Origin of the sequence: Burkholderia sp. PAMC 26561 (genome assembly GCF_001557535.2) — a bacterium.
Classification (GTDB): Bacteria; Pseudomonadota; Gammaproteobacteria; order Burkholderiales; family Burkholderiaceae; genus Caballeronia.
Genome location: NZ_CP014310.1, coordinates 557,032 through 576,679, shown reverse-complemented (window position 1 = coordinate 576,679; position 19,648 = coordinate 557,032). Strand labels below are relative to the sequence as shown.

At 56.9% G+C, this 19,648-nt stretch carries 18 protein-coding genes and 4 pseudogenes; 8 read left to right on the top strand and 14 right to left on the bottom strand.

Features of this window, described 5'->3' with window-relative positions; translation table 11 throughout:
- Positions 1-93: 93 nt before the first annotated feature.
- A pseudogene (locus tag AXG89_RS42890) lies at positions 94-540 on the top strand (aconitate hydratase AcnA); the annotation flags it as partial.
- A pseudogene (locus AXG89_RS33345) lies at positions 529-1,077 on the top strand (transposase); the annotation flags it as partial. The pseudogenes AXG89_RS42890 and AXG89_RS33345, both read left to right, overlap by 12 nt.
- Positions 1,078-1,085: 8 nt before the next feature.
- On the opposite strand, the gene AXG89_RS45145 reads toward AXG89_RS33345, so the two are convergent.
- From AXG89_RS45145 to AXG89_RS33320, 7 genes and pseudogenes are all read right to left on the bottom strand, one after another.
- Positions 1,086-1,424, bottom strand: a complete 339-nt coding sequence (locus tag AXG89_RS45145; RefSeq protein ID WP_442861777.1) for a DUF7482 domain-containing protein — start codon at positions 1,422-1,424, stop codon at positions 1,086-1,088.
- A 349-nt stretch (positions 1,425-1,773) separates the two neighbouring features.
- Positions 1,774-2,880 carry a methyl-accepting chemotaxis protein gene (locus AXG89_RS33340; RefSeq protein WP_236873608.1) on the bottom strand — a complete coding sequence of 369 codons (1,107 nt, stop codon included), beginning with the start codon at positions 2,878-2,880 and terminating at the stop codon, positions 1,774-1,776.
- 102 nt (positions 2,881-2,982) lie between these two features.
- Positions 2,983-3,318, bottom strand: a pseudogene (locus AXG89_RS43885) (Tar ligand binding domain-containing protein); the annotation flags it as partial.
- Positions 3,319-3,385: 67 nt separating this feature from the next.
- Positions 3,386-3,859, bottom strand: coding sequence for a DoxX family protein (locus AXG89_RS33335; RefSeq protein ID WP_236873583.1), 474 nt, complete (start codon positions 3,857-3,859; stop codon positions 3,386-3,388).
- 10 nt (positions 3,860-3,869) lie between these two features.
- Positions 3,870-4,655, bottom strand: a complete 786-nt coding sequence (locus tag AXG89_RS33330; RefSeq protein WP_062174858.1) for an HvfC/BufC N-terminal domain-containing protein — start codon at positions 4,653-4,655, stop codon at positions 3,870-3,872.
- Positions 4,652-5,494, bottom strand: coding sequence for an MNIO family bufferin maturase (gene bufB / locus AXG89_RS33325; protein WP_062174857.1), 843 nt, complete (start codon positions 5,492-5,494; stop codon positions 4,652-4,654). The genes AXG89_RS33330 and bufB overlap by 4 nt, the downstream gene beginning before the upstream one ends.
- Before the next feature lie 14 nt (positions 5,495-5,508).
- Entirely contained in the window at positions 5,509-5,787 is a 279-nt protein-coding gene (locus AXG89_RS33320) for a BufA1 family periplasmic bufferin-type metallophore (RefSeq protein ID WP_082771718.1), read from the bottom strand.
- A gap of 791 nt (positions 5,788-6,578) precedes the next feature.
- On the opposite strand from AXG89_RS33320, the gene AXG89_RS33315 reads away from it, so the two are divergent.
- Positions 6,579-7,520: an alpha/beta fold hydrolase gene (locus AXG89_RS33315; RefSeq protein ID WP_062174856.1), complete on the top strand. Its 942-nt coding sequence runs from the start codon at positions 6,579-6,581 to the stop codon at positions 7,518-7,520.
- Between the two features lie 605 nt (positions 7,521-8,125).
- Here the strand turns inward: AXG89_RS33315 and AXG89_RS33310 are convergent.
- Together AXG89_RS33310 and AXG89_RS33305 are read right to left on the bottom strand one after the other, a co-directional pair.
- On the bottom strand, positions 8,126-8,836 hold the full coding sequence (locus AXG89_RS33310; RefSeq protein ID WP_062174855.1) for a glutathione binding-like protein: 711 nt from the start codon (positions 8,834-8,836) through the stop codon (positions 8,126-8,128).
- Positions 8,836-9,444 (bottom strand): TetR/AcrR family transcriptional regulator, encoded by a 609-nt coding sequence (locus tag AXG89_RS33305; protein ID WP_062174854.1) that lies wholly within the window; start codon positions 9,442-9,444, stop codon positions 8,836-8,838. The genes AXG89_RS33310 and AXG89_RS33305 overlap by 1 nt, the downstream gene beginning before the upstream one ends.
- Positions 9,445-9,620: 176 nt before the next feature.
- Between AXG89_RS33305 and AXG89_RS33300 the strand changes: the two genes are divergently transcribed.
- The 3 genes from AXG89_RS33300 to AXG89_RS33290 all read left to right on the top strand — a co-directional run bounded on the left by AXG89_RS33300 (position 9,621) and on the right by AXG89_RS33290 (position 12,311).
- Complete coding sequence (locus AXG89_RS33300; RefSeq protein WP_062003978.1) at positions 9,621-10,328, top strand: glutathione S-transferase family protein; 708 nt, start codon at positions 9,621-9,623, stop codon at positions 10,326-10,328.
- A 726-nt stretch (positions 10,329-11,054) separates the two neighbouring features.
- Positions 11,055-11,612, top strand: coding sequence for a carboxymuconolactone decarboxylase family protein (locus tag AXG89_RS33295; RefSeq protein ID WP_062174853.1), 558 nt, complete (start codon positions 11,055-11,057; stop codon positions 11,610-11,612).
- Positions 11,613-11,645: 33 nt separating this feature from the next.
- Positions 11,646-12,311, top strand: coding sequence for a peroxiredoxin-like family protein (locus tag AXG89_RS33290; protein ID WP_062174852.1), 666 nt, complete (start codon positions 11,646-11,648; stop codon positions 12,309-12,311).
- Between the two features lie 79 nt (positions 12,312-12,390).
- On the opposite strand, the gene AXG89_RS33285 is transcribed toward AXG89_RS33290, so the two are convergent.
- A complete protein-coding gene (locus AXG89_RS33285) occupies positions 12,391-13,290 on the bottom strand; it encodes a LysR family transcriptional regulator (RefSeq protein ID WP_062003972.1) in 900 nt (299 codons plus the stop codon).
- Between the two features lie 195 nt (positions 13,291-13,485).
- On the opposite strand from AXG89_RS33285, the gene AXG89_RS33280 reads away from it, so the two are divergent.
- The gene (locus tag AXG89_RS33280) at positions 13,486-14,139 is read left to right on the top strand and encodes a peroxiredoxin-like family protein (protein WP_062174851.1); all 654 of its coding nucleotides are present in this window, start codon (positions 13,486-13,488) and stop codon (positions 14,137-14,139) included.
- A 730-nt stretch (positions 14,140-14,869) separates the two neighbouring features.
- Positions 14,870-15,262, top strand: a pseudogene (locus tag AXG89_RS45140) (transposase); the annotation flags it as partial.
- A gap of 682 nt (positions 15,263-15,944) precedes the next feature.
- Here AXG89_RS45140 and AXG89_RS33265 read toward each other — a convergent pair.
- From AXG89_RS33265 to AXG89_RS33250, 4 genes are all read right to left on the bottom strand, one after another.
- Positions 15,945-16,586 (bottom strand): DUF1109 domain-containing protein, encoded by a 642-nt coding sequence (locus AXG89_RS33265; protein ID WP_062174916.1) that lies wholly within the window; start codon positions 16,584-16,586, stop codon positions 15,945-15,947.
- A gap of 136 nt (positions 16,587-16,722) precedes the next feature.
- On the bottom strand, positions 16,723-17,364 hold the full coding sequence (locus AXG89_RS33260; RefSeq protein WP_062174849.1) for a DUF1109 domain-containing protein: 642 nt from the start codon (positions 17,362-17,364) through the stop codon (positions 16,723-16,725).
- Positions 17,361-17,933 carry a sigma-70 family RNA polymerase sigma factor gene (locus AXG89_RS33255; RefSeq protein ID WP_082771717.1) on the bottom strand — a complete coding sequence of 191 codons (573 nt, stop codon included), beginning with the start codon at positions 17,931-17,933 and terminating at the stop codon, positions 17,361-17,363. The genes AXG89_RS33260 and AXG89_RS33255 overlap by 4 nt, the downstream gene beginning before the upstream one ends.
- A 403-nt stretch (positions 17,934-18,336) precedes the next feature.
- Positions 18,337-19,512: a lactonase family protein gene (locus tag AXG89_RS33250; RefSeq protein ID WP_062174847.1), complete on the bottom strand. Its 1,176-nt coding sequence runs from the start codon at positions 19,510-19,512 to the stop codon at positions 18,337-18,339.
- Positions 19,513-19,648 lie beyond the last annotated feature (136 nt).

Sequence of the window (19,648 nt, the reverse complement as noted above, 5' to 3'; positions counted from 1 at the left end):
AAACCTCTGCTTCTAAAAGCAGCAGGTTAGGCTGGTTGCCCGGGCCACTTTTAAGTCGGCGAGACCCTCATAAGTGGTCTACTTTTAGGTCGGCGTCTACAAACCGATCACATTTCCCCTGCAAGTGCGATTCCGAAAGATAGCTACGTCGCTGACTTCCTGGTGGAGCGCGGCGACGATCGTAACGACCTCAATGTTTTTGCGTCTCGCCGTGGGAACTGGGAAGTCATGGTGCGTGCCGCCTTTTACAACAAGACGCTTGTCAATCTATTGAAGGCTGACGCCCCGACGGCGAACACGTTGCACGTCCCGACTGGTGACGTGCTGCCGATCTTCGAAGCTGCCAATCGATACCGCGCCGATGGAGACTCGGTCGTTCTCATCGCCGGCGAGCGATATGGGACGGGATCCTCGCGCGACTGGGCCGCGAAAGGCCAGCGACTGCTCGGCATTCGCGCGGTCCTGGCTGTCAGCTTCGAGCGTATTCACCGGTCGAATCTGATCGGGATGGGCATCCTGCCTCTGCGCCTGATCGTGGGTGCGCGGTCGTTTTCCGGCAATCCGTACGATGGCCACACGCTGGCCGAGCAGCTCGAACAGACGCGCATTCTGTTAGAAAACGTGCCGGGTGAACCGAAGCCCAAGACGGTACTTGCTGATCTCGGCTTTCGCGGTGTTGACGCTGAACTTGGCCCGGTACAGTTGATTCACCGTGGCAAACACAAGACGTTGACCAACCCACAGCGGCGCTGGCTCAAGCGACGCCAGGCAATCGAACCGATCATTGGCCACCTGAAGCAAGACCATGGCATGCGACCTTGTTGGCTTAAAGGACAAAGCGGCGATGCGCTGCATGCGGTGTTGTGCGCGACAGGCTATAACCTGCGCTGGCTGCTGCGCGCGATTGTTCGCCTGGGTCTGACGGCGGTATTTTTGTGCTCGCCTGGCTGCGCTGCTTCATCGCGAACGCCACATTACCGCCCATTTAACCCTTCGGGCGTGCGATCCCGAGTCCGTCCCGACATCCAATCACAACTCCGAATAGCTTTGCCGGGTGAATTTTGCAGGACCGACTAAGTACTGGCTCACCTGCGTGTTGTGACTGGTTGAAACAGCACTAACGCGGTACTGGAGGTTTCTTTGCTTTGGCGATTACCTAACGCCGGTTTATCGGTTTGACGATTAACATCCGCGCCAGACAATGTGGAACCGTTAACATTGAGCACGACTGGGCAATTGATTACAATGCTTGTACGCGTAACGGCAACCTCGTCTTTGCGCACTGCCTCTAGCAAAGCCGCTTCGCTCTTTAGCATATAAGGATGCGACGCGTTATTCCAACTAACCGTGTATAGCAGCCATAAAGGGCTGTATTGCTTGTCTGCACTGGCAGCGCCGACGGGATTCGGCGCCGAGGAAAACACAGCATCCTGGTCGCCGGCGGGGAATTTTTAGACACGCTCAAGAACAGTTTTTACCCCCGGCGGCTTCGGATACGACGGTACAGCGTCGCGCAACCTTGGCGTAAGCGTGATTCCGGTTCCGGCCGCCATTGCTGGATCTGTAATTTCGGTAGTGATGTAATACACCAGCCTGTTATCGTACCAAGCGGCTGACAAAGGCAATGTAATACTTTTAGGTGCGAGCGAGTTGGAGAGCACGGGTTTCCCGCCGCACGCGACCAATCCACACACCATGAAAACCGTCGCCCACTTTCGACACATTGATTACACCCAGGTTGTTGTAACGAACCTCGCAAGACCTTCGCCGGAGTCAGATTTCGAACACGGATACAGACTCGACTAAACTGTCCGATTGTTCTTTGAGCGAGCGGGCAGCACTTGCAGTTTGTTCTACCAGCGTTGCGTTTTGCTGGGTCGATCGATCCATCTGCGCGACTACGCCACTTACTTGTTCGATGGCGATCGACTGTTCCGATGCGGCAATCAAAATTTCGTGCATCGTCTTCGTTACTTTTTCGGCCGAATCGACGATCTCTTGCATGGTCCGCCCTGCTTCTATAACCTGTTCTGACCCGCGCTCCACAAACACCGCGGAATCCTCTATCAATACCTTTACTTCCTTGGCTGCGTGAGCACTGCGCAGAGCCAGCGAACGAACTTCTGCAGCCACCACTGCAAAACCTCGCCCATCCTGCTGCGCTCGCGCTGCTTCGACCGCTGCATTCAGCGCAAGGATATTCGTCTGAAACGCAATGCCATCGATGATGCTAACGATGTCCGAAATTTTCCGCGCGCTATCTGCTACCTTTTCCATCGTGCCAATAATGCGCTCAACGTTTTCACCACCACGCTTTGCGTCAACCGTTGCGCGCTGCGCAAGCTCATTGGTCGTTCGCGTGTTGTCGGCGTTTTCTTTCACTGCTGCTGCAAGGCGCTCGAGCGTGGCTGCGGTCTGCTCCAAATCCGATGCTTGCTTCTCGGTGCGTTCAGATAGCTCGGTGTTGCCATCGGCGATATTACTCGCGCCCTTGTAGACATCTTCCGTGCCGCTACGAATCGACGATACGGTACGGATCAAGCCCTGCTGCATTCGGCCTAGCGCGGCCATCAATGCGCCAATCTCGTTATCGCGTAGAGAAGTGACTGCTATGGTCAAGTCACCGCCGGCGATCCGGTCAAAATGCGCCGCCGTCGCGCGCAGCGGCTTCAATAACAGTCGTTCCACGATCAACCAATACAGACCGACCAGAAGCAACGATATTGCGAATAATGAGAGCGCCAGCTTACTGGCCGTCCGATACCGCTCTGCCGAGGCGCGCTTGAAGCTGTCACGATCGGCTTCCACGTGGGTGCTAACTTCACGCAGCGTCGACTGGAAGTTGGAATCTGCACTTTCAGCCTTGCCGGTCGCCGCCACATACGCATCCAGCGATACATCGTATAGCGCTTCTTCGCGTCCATCGAGCACCCTACCGTACATGTCGTAGGCCGCAATGAGTCGAGCGAAATCCTGGTCGGCGCCAGCGTCACCGGCGGCCTTGCGGGCGGCGTCGAATACTCGTTTAGCCTCTTGCCTCGCATTCGAAGCCTTGCGGGTGTAGTCGGTAGCAGTCACTTGATCGCCGCGTTGCAAGTTGATATAGGCGTTGTCCATGTTCACGAGCGCAGTTAGCAACAGCCGCTCGGTGTCGTGCAACGGCTGGATACGTTCATCCGACAATCGGATCACACCTTCCATGGCGCGTGTGGCTTCCCGTGCGTTGGACCACGCCTGATACACGGTGCACCATAGTGCCACGGAGAACAAGCCCAATAGGACGAGCAAGGCGGTACGGATCTTAAGCTTCTCAAACATTGGAATGCCTGATTGATAAATGTAGTGGCGTTAATGAGGGTCTCGGCACTCCCGAGCGGGCGATTGCTTATTTAATGCCTAACTTATTATCGAGGGAACACGTTCCCCCACCTCGCGCGATCAAGTACAGCATCAAGCCGGCCCAGGACAAATGCGTGGGCCATGCGTCAGGGTAGACAAACACTTCGATCACCGTCGTCATTCCGAGCAACGCAAACGCGGACAACCGCGTGAAAACGCCCAAAACCAGTAGGATCGGAAAAAAATGTTCTGAGTAGGCTGAGATGTGCGCGGCAATTTCCGGCGGAATAATCGGGATTTTGTATTCCGTGCGAAACAGCTCATACGTACCGGGAGTAATGGTTAAGATGCCCGAAACTTTGGTACGTCCGGACATGAAGAAAATGGCGGCTATCGCGAACCGGGCGATGAATGCAAGCAGGGAGTGCGTAATCAGCCGATCTGCGATAACTGCACCGGCATTCCAAAATGCGCGCAATCGGCCAGCAGGCGAAGTAGATACTGAAGTAGAAAGGTCCAAGCGAACTCCATCAAGAGAGGAAATGATCATGACCGCGCGCAGTGAAAACGCCAGCGGAGACTAGGCTTGACAGCATGGCGCCGACGTCCAGAGAAGGTTCAACGGCTATCGATTTTTCAATCGCGAGATCCAACAGCAGATCGTCAGCGCATGCGTCCAAGAACGTACAACCCCCGGCCGAGAGTGCACGCCAGGACACCGCGCCATCCACGCGCGTAATCAAGGCGCCCTCTCCAATCCAATCGAGCGGCGTGGGGACATCTACATGCTCGCGGTTCGCGCTCCAGATTGTGTAGACAGGCTGATCCGCAAACCAGATCCATCGAGCGGCTTTCTGAGGCGTCAGCTTGCTGGTTTGCATGCATTCAGTGGGAAGCTGAGCGATTGTGGTCGCGTTCAACAGGCGGTCATCGGTCGCCATATGTGCCTCCGTCCATAACCTGTCCAGGTACGCTATGTTCGCCAGATACGGCAAACTTTGAGCAGGTTCAAACTCCCCAAGGAAATGGGCGAAATCTCGACCGTACTCAAGCAGTCTCGAGTCGTGTGGTGGCGATTGTCGTACATGCACCGCTGCAGCAGCGCGAAACCAATCTGTGCCCACCAGCCTTTCGACTGTCGGGTAATTCGCCTGCAAGGCATCAATGCATGCCTTGATTATCGTATTGCGATAGACAGCAAAAGCTGGTTGCCCGATAAACGACCTCAGAGGTTCGCAGCAATCCATGGTGGTATGGTCGAAGTGATAGATTGCGCGAACAAATTGGTCTTGAAAAATCCTTAACGCCGTGCTCACTTAGCCTCCGCCATTGCTGCATCCAGCACTGACTGTGCTCGGGCACGCTCGCCAAGCAATACATCGAACGGGGGAATCTCATCATCGCGCTCGATGATCGTAGGCCGAGCACCAATACGTGCCACAAGGCGTTCGAACAAATCCCAGACAGGGTCTGCCACGGGTGCCGCATGGGAATCGATCAGCAAAGCACTTTCGCCATCTTCGCCGTGGCCGGCCAGATGAATTTCTAAAACAACGTCGCACGGAACATTATCAATATAGTCGTTCGCATCAAACCCGAGGTTGTAAGCACTGAGATAAACATTGTTCACGTCGAGCAAAATCCCGCACCCTGTGCGCCTCGTAAGTTCAGAGAAGAAGTCAAGTTCACCCCAGTCGTGCCCTTTCAACTCACCATAATGGGTCGGATTTTCGATCGCAATGCGCCGGCCGAGTACCTCTTGTGTTTTTTCGACGTTGTCACAAACACGCGCTAGCGCTTCGTGCGAGCGTGGGAATGGCAAAAGGTCGGGGTGATACTGCCCACGCCACGTAGACCAGGCAAGATGCTCCGATACCAACGCGGGTTCTATTCTGTTAGCAAGCGATTTCAAGCGCTTGAGATGGTCGCTGTCTGGAGAGCAATCTGCCGCCAGCGAAAGCGATACGCCGTGCAGCGAGACCGGACGACGCGCGCGAATGGCCTCAAGCAAGGCCAGGCGTGGCCCGCCGTCGACCATGTAGTTTTCTGGATGCACTTCATACCAAAGACCAGCCTCGGTGCACGCAAGCGCAGCCTCGAAGTGGATGGGCTTGAATCCGACGCCCGCCCCCGTGTTCCTCGTCTGGTCAATCATACGGCACTCAACAGTTACAGTTCGACTGGCGTCAGCGAGCCGGCACCATGGGGCGTCTTAATCGAGGTACACGTGCCTGCAGGGACGTTTTTCCAGGAATTAGTCTGATAGTCCATCTTTTGCGTGCCAGCACACGTGGTTCCTGCACCCGCCTTGCAGTCGTTATGGCTCGCAAGCGACACACCATAGCACTTTTCCACCGCTGCGCTAGCGGGCTTAGTTTGGGCGACTGCGACAGTTGACGCAACAGAAGCGAGCAAGACAGCAGCACTACCGACTTTGAGTAAATTCATTTGATATCTCCGTAAGTAAAAACAGCGCGCCGCACAGCGGGACGCCCAGATGGCGACACGAGCGGTCAATCATTTCCGTCGTGCAACGTCTTCAACGGCATTTCGTCAGGGATCTTTAATTTTTGATTGGAAAAGAAACCCTGACCGGTATCACGAACTTGCCGCTTGCGAAACGTCCAAACAGTAGTGGTAGCAAATGTTGAGCAAACGACGAGACGATCTAATCCGGGCGATTCTCCGGACATCTTTCCTTCGTGCCCCTTGCCGAGACGTAACATCATCCGAAGCGGTGGCTTCAATGAACCCGGGGTGGATAAGCTTCACAGTGGGCTAGCATCAACATTCTTTTGGCCAACGTGTAACCACATGTGCCTGCGAACCGAATTAGGTGAAGAAACTTGAAGGTTGGAAGGGGCTAAGCCTTCTATGAATGCAAGGTGCGGGTCGGCTACGCGCCCGCAATCGAAGGTGAACAACATACAGAGAAATACCTTTACAAGTTCTTCAACCCCGGGAGAGAGAAATGCCATTCGCGGGGTAGGCAGGTCACGCATCGTACTTGCGTGAAAATGGAATCACTGAACCCACCACACCTGCAGCTTAGTCCCTTGCCCCGGATGCAGCCTGACTTACCCGTTCACACGAATGTGGAGGAAAAGTAAGCAGCAGTACGACGTCACCGGAACCGGGAGCATGCGTAAGGTCGCACAAAGGGGCGGTGGCAGTCCCATCAAGACGTTAAGCCGAAAACTGGACGCGACTGTTTTAATAAACACAAAAGGAAAATAACTTTGAAAATTCGAACTCTAATAGCCGTAGCCGCCGCGCTGATTGCGACCCATGTGGTGCACGCCGCTTCACTTCCGTCGATCTCTTCAACAACCTCCTATCACACTTTAACGGTCGATGGCATAGGCATCTTTTACCGGGAAGCTGGACCAAAGAATGCGCCTACATTGGTACTTCTGCACGGCTTTCCTTCCTCCTCGCGCGAGTTTGACGCACTCATTCCATTGCTTGCTACGCGTTATCACCTCCTGGCGCCGGATCTCCCGGGCTTCGGCCAAAGCGACGCTCCGCCGCCATCGTCGTACGCTTACACCTTCGACCATTTGGCACAGACGACCGATCATTTCCTCGAGCAACTGGGAATCGACAAATACAGCCTTTATCTGCACGACTACGGCGGACCAGTAGGCTTTCGGGTCATGACAGCCCACCCAGAGCGGGTCCAGACACTCGTCGTTCAGAATGCCAACGCTTACCGAGACGGACTCGGGACCAAATGGACCGATATCGCTCAATATTGGGCGAATCCTCAAGGGCACCCTGAGATACTAGATGCATTTATGTCGTTGCCGGCTACTGAACAGCGACACACCGCCGGCAGTTCTCATCCAGACCGATACGATCCGGATGCCTGGACTGACGAGTACGCGCACCTGTCAAAACCTGGCCAACGCGCAATTCAGGGTTCACTCCTATACGACTATCAAACGAACGTCGCTTCCTACCCCGCGTGGCAAGCGTGGTTACGCGAGTTCAAACCACCCACCCTGGTGGTGTGGGGTAAAAATGATCCTTCGTTCCTTGCTTCTGGGGCGGAAGCGTTCAAACGTGATCTGCCCGATGCTGAAGTTCATCTCTTGAACGCCGGCCATTTCGCCTTCGACGAGAAAGTCGATGAGATTGCCGCAATTATGCTGGTCTTTCTAAACAAGCATCTCGACTAGGCCGCCTCCTAGCGGCCTTGTCGAATACTTGCCGCTGAGGTGGTTCCAGTCCGCAGCCTGACCGGACCTGCCATTCAAGTGTCGGTCTAGACACAAACAAATTGATCTCACTTGATGATTAGATGATTGCCTTCCAGCGCGACAAGACAGTATCGAAGCGCTGCCTCCACCGTACGAGTTAACCGCCCTATGCCGGTTCAGTAAAAGGATTAATTTATACAACGCGTACATTGTTTTAGAACGTATGTCGAATACCAGCGACAACTCCGATTTGCTTGTAGGATTGCTACCGCTCGGTCCGCCCCCGGCGTCGAAGCTCTTCCCCGTAAAGTGCACATTTCGAATGTTTAAACTAAATTGATTTCATAGGGACACGACGCGGTCGTTACAGCGCTTCGGTGGAACCAGACGAGCCGGGACGAGCGAGTTCCTGCCATGCAATCCGTCCGAGGACACGATCCTTTGAGCGGGAGGTAGCTGCTCTCGAGCGGTTCTGCATCCATCCTGACAGGCGGAAGGTAGATCGCGATGAGACTCGGCCGAGTTAAGCGGAAATCTCTTTATTTCGGGAGAGGTAAAATAAACGACTGGGCAGCCGCTTAAGGTTACTGTTTCTTGCCGGCGACGCTTGCCGCGGTCTGGCCGAACAGTATATTCTTGCCTTCCTCCGTGACCGAGGGACGGCTCGAAAAGTTGTCACCCTTCGCATAAGCGCGCACGGTTGCGGGCCGTTCACGCACGTTGTCGAACCAGCGGCGCAGATTCGGAAAGTCGTCGAGGTTCATCTGCTGGCGTTGCCATGGCACCACCCACGGATAAGACGCCATGTCAGCGATCGAATAGTGCTCGCCCGCGATGAAAGCACGGCCCTCCAGGCGGCGATCGAGCACGCCATACAGCCGGTTCGTCTCGTTGACATAGCGCGCGATCGCGTAAGGCAGTTTGTCCGGCGCATAGATACCGAAGTGATGATTCTGTCCAGCCATCGGCCCCAGACCCCCGACCTGCCAGAAGAGCCACTCGTTGACCACATTGCGGGAACGGACATCGGACGGAAAGAAGCGACCCGCTTTCTCCGCGAGATACGTGAGAATTGCACCAGACTCGAACACGCCGATCGCTTCGCCGCCATCGACGGGCGCGGTATCAATGATTGCCGGCATGCGATTGTTCGGCGAGAACGCAAGGAACGCCGGCGCAAATTGGTCGCCCGCGCTAATGTCCACCGGATGGATGCGATAGTCGAGACCCGCTTCCTCCAGGAGCATCGTAATCTTGTGACCGTTTGGTGTTGGCCAGTAATAAAGTTCGATCATTAGGCTAAAACTCCTTGCTTCTCATGATTGTCGAGCAGCACGAGGGCGGTCTGTACGAGCCCATGCAGCAATGCGGGTTCGGGTCGGGAGCGGGCCAACACACGGATAGCGAGCAATACGCCAAGCAACATGCGCGCGAGGTCATCCGCCGGCTGGGAGCAGGCGATTTCTCCCGCCTGCTGCCCCGCCAACACGCAACGCCGAAAGAACGCTTCGATCTTGACTAGCACGCCCGCCACGACCTGCTGGAACTCAGGATCGTGAGGCGCTACCTCCAGGGCCGAATTGACGAGCATGCAGCCTTTGCGGTCCTCATCGCGCAGGGAACGTTCGACGATCTCGGCAAAGAACCCTTTGATGGCTTGCAATGGAGGAAGGTGTCCCTCGAAGCGGCAGACCCGTTCATCGAAACTCGTCGCGACGTAATAGACAAGCGCCCGGCGAAACAGCGAGCGCTTGTCGCCGAACGCGTTGTAAAGGCTGGCACCCGTGATGCCCATGCTCTCGGCAAGCTCGCGCACCGAAGTAGCCTCGTACCCACGTTTCCAGAAACATCGCATGGCGGTGTCGAGCACTGCGGCCTCATCGAACTCACGTGGTCTCGACATGCTGGCTTACTCCTCGTTTCCACCAGTAGGTTGCCATCCCGAATAAGCTAAGATATTCTAAATCGATCGATCTAAAAAGCAAGCGACTTCTCTGTGGAAGACATCTGGGCGCAGTTAGCGTTGCGTTGCGTTCCGAGTGCAAGACAACGAGATACTCTTTTCCATGCAAGGACACCATGATTCGCTTCTACTTTCACCCCACGCCGAATCCCGCGAAGGTCGCCCTTTTCCTCGAAGATGCAGGGCTGGATTACGAATTGATTGCCGTCGACACCAGCAAGGGCGAGCAGCACTTGCCGGCGTTTAGGCGCATCAATCCCAACGGCAAGGTGCCGGCCATCATCGACACGGAAGGTCCAGGCGGACGCGAGGCGCGCGTATTCGATTCCAGCGCTATCCTGCTGTACCTCGGCGACAAGATCCAGCGCTTCGTCGGCATGCCGGCGGACCGCCCCGAGCTGCTGTCGTGGCTCTTCTTCCTCGGCACGGGTCTTGGGCCCTTTTCCGGCCAGGCGGTGCACTTCCAGCACGCGGCGCCCGAGAAGCTGCCCTACGCCATCAACCGGTATCGCCGCGAGATCGAGCGCCACTACCGCGTGCTCGACGAACACATGGCCGGGCGCGAGTACGTCGTTGGCAATGAGTACTCGATTGCCGACATGTCCGCATGGGGTTGGCTCGATCGGGCGCCGCGCGTGCTTCCAGGCGAAGGTGACCCGCTTGCCGCTTTTCCCAACCTGCAGCGCCTCTTCGACACCGTCGACGCCCGCCCTGCGGTGGCACGGGCGCGTCTTGCAGGACGCGACCACGTCTTCAAGCGTGAACTGGATGACGAGGCGCGTCGCGCGCTCTTTCCGTCCAACTATGCCGATGCCGCAAGCTGATTCCTCGAGGAAATTCCGCCGTGACTGATTTGGCTTTGTTCGTGGAACTCAAGCGAAAGTCGGCAAGGAAAAGGAAGTTGCCGCATTTCTGAGCGGCGCTCAAGCATTGCCGTGCAAGAGCCGGGAACGACGGAATGTTCGCCGTGCGCTTTGTGCACGATTGCCATCCCGATCAATCCTTGATTCACTTTTGCTCCTGGCTGGCTCAAGATCCACCAAACCCGTGCAAGACCGCGCTCTGTCATCGCGATGTGTCAACTCAACCAGGCGGGTCTGGAAGACTAATTGAGATGTCTTTGGATTCAGGTCGTAGATTTGATCGGCTCGCTCTTCCTAGTTAATCATGCGATGGCGAGACGACCAAAGACGCTTTGGCGAGTAATACCTATTGTCTCCGTTCTGATCAATTGATTTTCCAGGTACCGCTGCGCGGCAGCCTCGGCTCGATATATCGCTTAAAAAAGAAAGCGTTTGACCGGTCCTGTCCACCGCTCGATAGGAAGACTTCCGCCCTCTTTTCAAGTTGACGTACTTTCGCAAGAAATCGTTTGCCTTGCCACGTATCACATCACAGCCTTAATGCAACAAATCCCGGCGGTTCTGGGTCTCGGTATGCCTTGGCGGAATAGGTGTTATTTGCTGTTGCGCACTACTGCGTGCATGGCGACTGCGCGAACATAGTTTACGCCACGCACCGCCCGGCGCTCACCGAAACGGATAAATCCCATGACTCACTTCACCGCAGATACAGCACCGGAAGCATCGAAGGCAACGCTGGCGGCCGTCAAATCCACGTTCGGCTTCGTCCCGAACCTGCAAGCAAATATGGCCGAGTCACCTGAATTGCTAACCGGCTACTCGGCGCTCTGGGATCTCTTTTCCAAAAGCACGCTGAGCTCGCACGAGCAGCAGGTAGTCTATATGAGCTCAAATTTTGAAAACAACTGTCACTACTGCATGGCGGGCCACACGACGCTTGCCGGGATGATCAAGATGGATCCCGCCGTGATCGAAGCGTTGCGTGCCGGCGTACCACTCCCCAACGCAAAACTCGAAGCATTGCATCGCTTTACCACCCTTGTCGTCCGCGATCGCGGCTTTGTACCGGAAGTGGACATTGTCGCCTTCCTTGCTGCCGGCTATACGCGTCAGAACGTTCTCGAAGTCGTGCTGGGCGTCGCTGCCAAGGTGATGAGCAATTACACCAACCATTTGGCGCACACCCCGCTCGACATTTTCATGAAAGGCAACGAATGGACCAAACCGGTCTCTGAAGCCGCCTAAGTTCTTTTATCTATTGTTCAAGGAGCACTCGTCATGTCACTGCAAGACAAACTCGATGCCTTCAAGAGAGACTTCAAGGTGGGTAAGGCCCCTTATTTTGCACCGCCTGAGATCCATCCAGTGATGGAGCGCGCCACGGCCGAACTGATTGCATCGGGACAAGCGGAACGCGCGCTGAAAGCCGGCGCCAGCGCACCTGCGTTCACCTTAGCCGATCCAGACGGCACACCGGTATCTTCGATAGAACTACTCAAGAATGGGCCGCTTATTATCACCTTCTATCGCGGAGTCTGGTGCCCATACTGCAACATGGAATTACAGGCGTTGGAGGAAACTCTGCCGAAATTTGAAGCCGGGGGCGCGCGCCTGGTCGCGATTTCGCCGCAGAACCCGGTGAACAGTCGCAAGTCCGTTCGGCAGAACAAACTCAGCTTTCCCATCCTGAGTGATGCGCGCAACGATGTCGCCGCCGCATTTGGCTTGCGCTTCGCGCTGCCGGATTATCTCGTCGCGCTGTACAAGAATCTAAAGAACGACTTGCCTGCTTTCAACGACGACCCGAGTTGGACGCTACCGATACCCGCGCGCTACGTGATCGGGCAAGACGGCACGATCCTGTATTCGGAAGTCAATCCCGACTACACCCGTCGACCGGAACCGTCAGACATGCTGCCCGCGTTGCGACGGGCAGTTGCATAGGCAACGCGAGGGACGCTGTGGTCGTATCGCGGACCGGTCCAGCCCCTTGCTGCGTGGCGTTGTGGAGCGCTCGGCCTTTTTAGGTGGATACGGTTGCGAATCCCAGGGTCGCCTCGACGAACGTGACAAACGCGCGCGCCTTCGCGCTGGCCATCCGGCCGGTCGGAAACACGGCCCACAGATCGACGGGCGGCAAGGTCCAGTCGGTTAGTACCGCGTCCACCGCGCCGACCGCAAGCTCCGGTGCAAACATCCATTCGGATACTATCGCGATCCCTATGTCTGCGAGCACGGCCGCGCGGACGCCTTCGGCGGCCGTTACGCTCATCCGGCCAGATACCGCCACCGCGGTTTCCGAGCTGCCCCGTTTGAACGTCCATGCAGCAACGCCGCCAGACTGCCCGTAGACAATCGCCTGATGCCCGATCAGGTCGGCAGGCACATCGGGGGTTCCAGCCGATCTAAAATAGGCGGGGGTCCCAACCACGAGCCGCCGGGCTTGCCCGATCTTGCGCGCAGTCATGCCCGAGTCAAGAAGGACCCCCATGCGCAACGCGACATCAATGCCCTCTTCGAGCAAATCGATATGACGGTCGTCGAGCACGACTTCGATGGTCAGCTCCGGATGCGCGGCCAGAAAGAGCTTCATCGCAGGAACAATGCGCAGACGCGCAAAAGTCACCGGAGCGCATACCCGCAAGCGTCCGGAGAGACTCGCACCGGCGCCGCGCGCGACTAGCTCTGCTTCATCCGCTTCCTCGATAGCGCGTTTCGAACGTTCGTAGAATTGCTTGCCGGTATCGGTAGGCGTAAGGCCGCGTGTTGAGCGCAGCAGCAAACGCACGCCAAGCCTTTCCTCAAGCTGCGCAATTGACTTCGATACAGCCGGCTGCCCCACCTTTAACCGGCGCGCGGCGCCAGAAAACGAGCCGGCTTCGATCACGCTGACAAAGGTTTCCATTGCGGTCAATCTATCCATTGCGTCATTCCTCCAGGGAATGAATCATATCTCCGCGACCGGTCTACCGTCCGGAAGTCGAAAAGGACATTCTTCCTCTCGAAATGGGACAGAACGGCCTTTTAATTGATGGTGACACTGCGAGCGAGCCGCGGGACGATCATCGAGACGGGGCGTTTCGGCACAACAACCGACGATACACACAGGAATTGCATTATGGAACTCAAGCAGGAACTCGCAGCTTTTCGCACTGAATACGAACGCACGGCACCGGCTGAACGGGTCGCGCTCTATGACGCAAAGGTTGAGGAGTTGCAAGCAACTTTCCCAATTGCCAACGTGCTGGCTGTCGGACAGCATGCACCTGACTTTGTATTGCCCGGCGTTGCTGGCCAAATGTTTTCACTTTCGGACGTACTTCGCGAGGGACCCGCTGTTGTCGTGTTCTACAGGGGCGGCTGGTGCCCTTATTGCAATATTCAGCTCAGAGCATTCCAGCGGCTGCTGCCGCAGCTTGCCGGACTGGGCGCCAGCCTGGTCGCGATCTCGCCCCAGTTGCCCGACGGCTCAATGTCAACTGCCGAACGCAATGCGCTTGATTTTGCCGTTCTGAGCGACGCAGGCAATGACGTGGCGCGTTCCTTCGGGCTCGTCTACTCACTCCCGGAAGAATTACGCCAAACCCTGCGCTCGATCGGCAAGGTGTTACCAGACATTAATGGCGAGGACGGCTGGGAGTTGCCGGTTCCAGCGACGTTCGTTATTACGAAAGACAGGCGCATCGTCTTCTCCCATATCGACATTGACTACCGAAGTCGCTGTGCACCGAACGCTGTGGTCTCGGCGCTGCGCTCGATATGTTCGACTTAAGCTACCCCACAATCGAGTGCCAGCCGTTCGTTGTTTGACGCTACCGAAAAATTGGGAAATTTATACAAAGTGCGACGTCCAGTGGCAAGCGCCACTAAACGAAGTATGCAACGCTCCTGTAAAAGCTGTTCTACAGCTTCTCGGACATAGCCCCGCTCGATCAGGTAAGCGACGTATGCATTCGCCTGCTCGTCCAGCTGGCCTTGCTGAACCATTGTTCAGCCAAGCAAGTAGCCCGGTTTAACGCGAGAGTATGTTGGCATATAAACTCTCCTCAAATATACGAAATAAAAAAGTAAAGTACTGCGAATATTGGATCTGTTGGCCAGGCCGCGACAGCAGATAAAACCTTATAAGTAGCCGCTTAGATGCGCTCCATCAACAGCGACCTTCCATAAACCCGATCTATCGATAGAATTTTTTGTTCTAAACCGCTGAGGTAGTGCGAGGTAATCGGAGGCCAGTGGCTTACGTTGTGTCGTGACAGGTAGCGACGGGATGTGGGGGACGCCAAGATCGCTGCCCGGCGCAAGGGAGCAGCATGGATGTGACCGACAGGGCGTTCCGTTACTCTTCCCAGGAGTTTCATCATGACACCGCTCCGCCAACGCATGTTGCACGACATGCAGATCCGCAATCTTGCCGAGAACACATAGAAATTTATCTGCAGCAGGTTTCGAGTTTTGCCGGGCACTTCCGGCGCTCGCCTGAAACGCTCGGACCTGAAGAGATTCGCACCGTGCCCGGCATCGGCTCAACGCTGGCCACCGTCATCCTGCTGGAGACGGGCGATGTCGGACGCTTTGCCGACATCGGGAACTATGCCTCCTATTGCGGCTGTGTCAGCAGTACCCACCTCTCGAACGGCAAGAAAAAAGGCGAAGGCAACACCAAGAATGGCAACCGCTATCTGGCGTGGGCGTACATTGAGGCATCCAATTTCGCGCTCCGATTTTGCGAGTTGGCGCGCAAGTTTTACCAGTGTAAGAAGGCCAAACGGAATGCAAACGTCGCGACCAAAGCGGTCGCGCACAAACTAGCGCGTGCCTGCTTTCTGATGCTAAAAACTAGCATATGCGCTGGAGTCGAATGGGAGCATACAGCGTCGTGCAAGTGCACATAGCGGTGTTGAATCAAGAATTCGACGAACTTGCTCGGCGACAATTTCCGTGGGTTGGACAACGACGTGTTACGTAGCCCTGGCAGAAAGCATCTAAGTTTTTTAACGGCTTCCAACAACAAACGAAGTGATGTATTGATGTACGTCCTACTTCGGACTTTTCACGCGCGCGCGGTGAGTGTCGTGGCGATCACGGAGACCGTGCCGCATTCGGTCTGAATGGCGTGAATGGGATTCATCGGACGGGGTCTGGTTGTCTCGATGCAACTTGTCGAACACGATCACCATGACTCCGCGACCGCGCTGCTTCAATCCCTGTGCATGTTCGGCTCCGCGATGACCAGCGCGCTGCAACCGTCTCTATGCAAGCGGCGTGCATCGTTCGCTCGATTCCTATCAGGCGACACAATGGTTCAAGTCATTCGCGAGTCCCGAACTGCTAGTTGGTCACGTGGAGCAAAGCCACGTTGATCGGCCGTTTGATCGTGGACGGCCACGCGGGCGACGCCATGATGAGTTCGGCGCGCGGCGCACTGTTGGAATCCATTCACGTAGGGCTCGGGCTTGCGGCTGCTTATGCAATCCTAGGACTTTGCTTTGCATGGGTCGTGCCGCCAGTGCGGGTCGATCAACTCGAACGGCTAGATCAGGGGCACCTGGACGTTAGTCCGTCACATGCCGCAATCTACCAGCGCAGCAGGCGCGGCCCCAGAACGGCGCCAACAACGGTCGGCACCAGCATGCCAAGCACGTACCAGACGCCCCAGAACGGCACGGTCATCTCCACGCAATACAGCATGTAGACCAGCACTGCCTGCGCGCCGCTCAGCAACCCGGCAGCCGCTCCGGCGATGACCGGCTGCGTGGGGGCAAGCCCCTTCATGGCCCAGAAGACGGCAATAAACGTCGGCACCGACAAGACCGCGATGTTCATCGTGCAGACCTGCCACGTGTTGCCGAGCACAAGCTGGAGACGCAGCGTCGCAGGTGCCGCGACGATCACGACCAGCGCCACCGCCCAGACCAGCGCGAGCGGAATGGCGAGTGCGATCCAAGCCATCGTAGCGTCGGCACCAGGTCGGGAGACACGCATCACGATCGAAAGCGAAGCGCCCACAACCGCAAGTGGGAACGCGACCTTGATCCAGAAAAGCGGCGTGACGAGCATTTGCGGCATGTCGCCGCGAACGCCATAAAGGGCTACGACCATGCAGGCGGCCCCGGTCAGTCCGAGGAAAAGTGCTGCCGAAAAGCGCAGCGCGACAACATGGGGAGGGGTCGGGAAGATGCCGGTGGCAAGCATCGACACGAACTCGCGGGTTTTCATGGCCACTCCACTGATGGAAACTGATAGCGCCGCCTGATCGAAGGCGACGTCACGCGCTGTGCGCATGATTTCTATTCGGTTCCGCCAGCGCGAGGGTTACGCGCGTGTGCGAATTTTTATGAAGGAATGACGCGTACTACCATCGCAAGAAACGGGGGCCAAGCGCCGCACCGATCAACGTGGCGAGCGCCATGCCGAGCAGGTACCAGATGGCCCAGAATGCGACACTCATCTCTGGACAATGCAGGCAGTACGCCATGGTAGCCATGGTCCCGGCAAGCATGCCGCCAGCAGCGCCCGCGAGGCGCAGGCGGGTTGGCGCAAGTCCGCGAATGGCCCAGAACACGGCAACAAACGCCGGCACGGACAGCAGCACGATATTGAACGGGCAGGAGCGCCATGTGTGGCCAATCACGAGCGGGACGCGGGCTTCGGGCGAGGCGAGACACAAGACCGCTACCGCCGCGCTCCATACCACGAGAATGGGTACGGCGGGTATTGCCCAGAATGCGCCGACCGTCGTACCCGGCCGCGATAGCCGGGCGGCGAGGAAAAGGGCGCTCGCCGCCAGCGTCGCGGGAAACGCAAAGCGCGCCCAGAACAGCGGCGTGCGCAATACCGCGGAGAGGTCCGGACGCAGGCCATAGACGGACAGCATCAGCACGAATGCGCCAATGCCGCCAAGCAGCAGCGCGCGTGCGAAGCGGCGGCGAGACATGCCGGTGTCAACGGGCGCGACGCCCGTTGAGAGAAGCGAAATAAGGTCCTCTGTTTTCATGCGGTGCCTCTGACCTTTGCTGCGAGCGCTTTCAGTCCACGGTGGATGCCAACTTTGACAGCCGATTCAGACATGCCTGTCAGCTCGGCCGCCTCCGTCACGGAGAGTCCCTGCAGCTTCACGTGCACAATCGGCAACCGATGACGGTCGGGTAATTGCTTGAGCAGCTTGCCAATATCACGCTTGGCGTCGGCGGGCTCTTCATCCGAAGTCGCAAAAATATCGAGTTTCTCGTCCAGCGGGTCGTTCAGTGCTTCACGCCGCGACCGCGCACGGAAAAGATCCATCAGCTTGTAGCGCGCGATGGCGTGCACCCACGCCGTCAGTGGGTCGTCCGAACGATACGTATGGCGGCTGTTATGCACGGCCAGCAGGATCTCCTGCACGACATCCTCGATGTCATCCTGCAGGTAATAGATGCGTTTTCGCAAAAACCCACGCAGGTGCCTGGTGAGGTCTTCGAGAAACGCACGATATGCTTTCGCGTCGCCATCTAGGCCGCGTACGAATAGCGCCCGGAGCCGCTCTTCGACACTGGACAAGGCACTGTTCTGTGTTATTCGCTTCATCGCGGAATAAGGTTACAGCGCGCTTGAGATAGAAATGCGGCGGGCGGCGACAAGTCTCAACGGTCCCCCGCTCCGGGATGGACATGGGTCGTCGCGGCAATACTACTGCAGTTTTTCTGGTTTCTCGCGCCATGGACCCGGCCGCTGAGCGGAGTCGCGCCGGACCATGGGCCGATTGTTTTGCCGAATCAAGACGAGCGGATTGTGCCGCATCGTCCTGCTGGTGTCGATGGCGGCCTGCTGCCCCAATCAGCACTCCGGCGTGCAGGCGGTAGCAACGTTGAACTTGATCCGGGCGTTAGGCGGTGGCTGAGGCGACGCTCCCGCCGCAGATGCAAGCATCGCGCAACGGTGGTCGTCAAATGCATGGCGGCCTGAATCGTGCCGCCATGCCAAGGATGACTCAGGTGCCGGTCAGGCCCTGCAAACTGATCTTCGATTGGGTGTTCGCCGGTTGCTCACCAAGCTTGGTCAGTGTCCCGTTCACGCCAATGGAATACGCGACGATCTTGTCGTCGCCGGCGAAGTCCTGATAAAGAAACTTGCCGTCCGGACTGACCCACGAATCGTTCGCAAAGCTGGATGTAGTCGATAACGCCGCCGGTTCGCTCGCCGCCGATGCGTTGGCCAACGAGAGCTTGCCGTTGCTGTCAAGTGAAAACAACGAGACCGCTCCGCTGCCGCTGCTCACGTAGACGAACTTGTTGTCAGGCGTTATTGCAATCCAGCAAGGCGCTGCCTGCCCTGTCACCGCGACAGGCCCGCTTAGCGGTGTAAAGCTGCCGCTGCTTGCGAATGAATACGAACTGGCCGTGCCGCCCGGGGCGTCGGTCGTCGCGTACACGCCTGCCTGTGCGCCATGACCAAAAATCCCTCCGAACGGCCCTACACCTACCGAGGTTGAACTCACCACCTGTCCCAGTGTTCCGTCGGCGTTGATTGGATAAGCCAGCAGCGCATTGGCAGGCTGAACCGGCGTCAGTGTTTTCAGAAAGCCGTTCACAACAACGAACTTGCCGTCGGGGCTGACGCTGACTTCAGTTGGAAGGGCATCTTGCTGGACAACGGGATAGGTTCCAATGGATGTCAGTTTGCCATCCGACCCAACACGATACGCGCCCAGCTCATTCACGCCTTGCTGATGCGTCACGTAAAGCACATTGTTTGCAAGTGCGAGGGACGTCGGTCGGGTGCCGCCTGTCGGCGATACGGCGAGAAGCGTGAGCGTGCCCGACGTCTTGTCGATGGAAAATGTGCTCACGGTATTGTCGCCGGCGTTGGCAACGAAAAGCTGCGAGCCGTCGGTGCTGGTAATGACGCTATGGTTACTCGTCAACGCATCGGGCGCCACGATGTTCCCCATGAAATAGTTGACGCCGTTCGTTCCTTTGCCTCCGGTGAGCACGGCCGGTTGTTTCGCCAATGTGCCATCGGCGTTGCGGATGAAATGCACAACCGCATTCGTGGAATCGTTTGTCTGTGCGAAAAGCTGCGACACGGTAGGCGCGGAATCATTACCGCCGCCGCACGCGGCGACGAGTGTCACAACACCGGTCGCCATTGTCAGTTTCTTGAACACGTGTACCCCTCCGTACCTGGTCAGTTGGATTTGCATCTGTGGTGGATCTGACCTTAGTTCGTCATGTCCGTGAAGCTGGTTACAGTCGCAGCATATTTATTTGGCATCACTCTGATGCGCCGCGCAATTGCTCCCG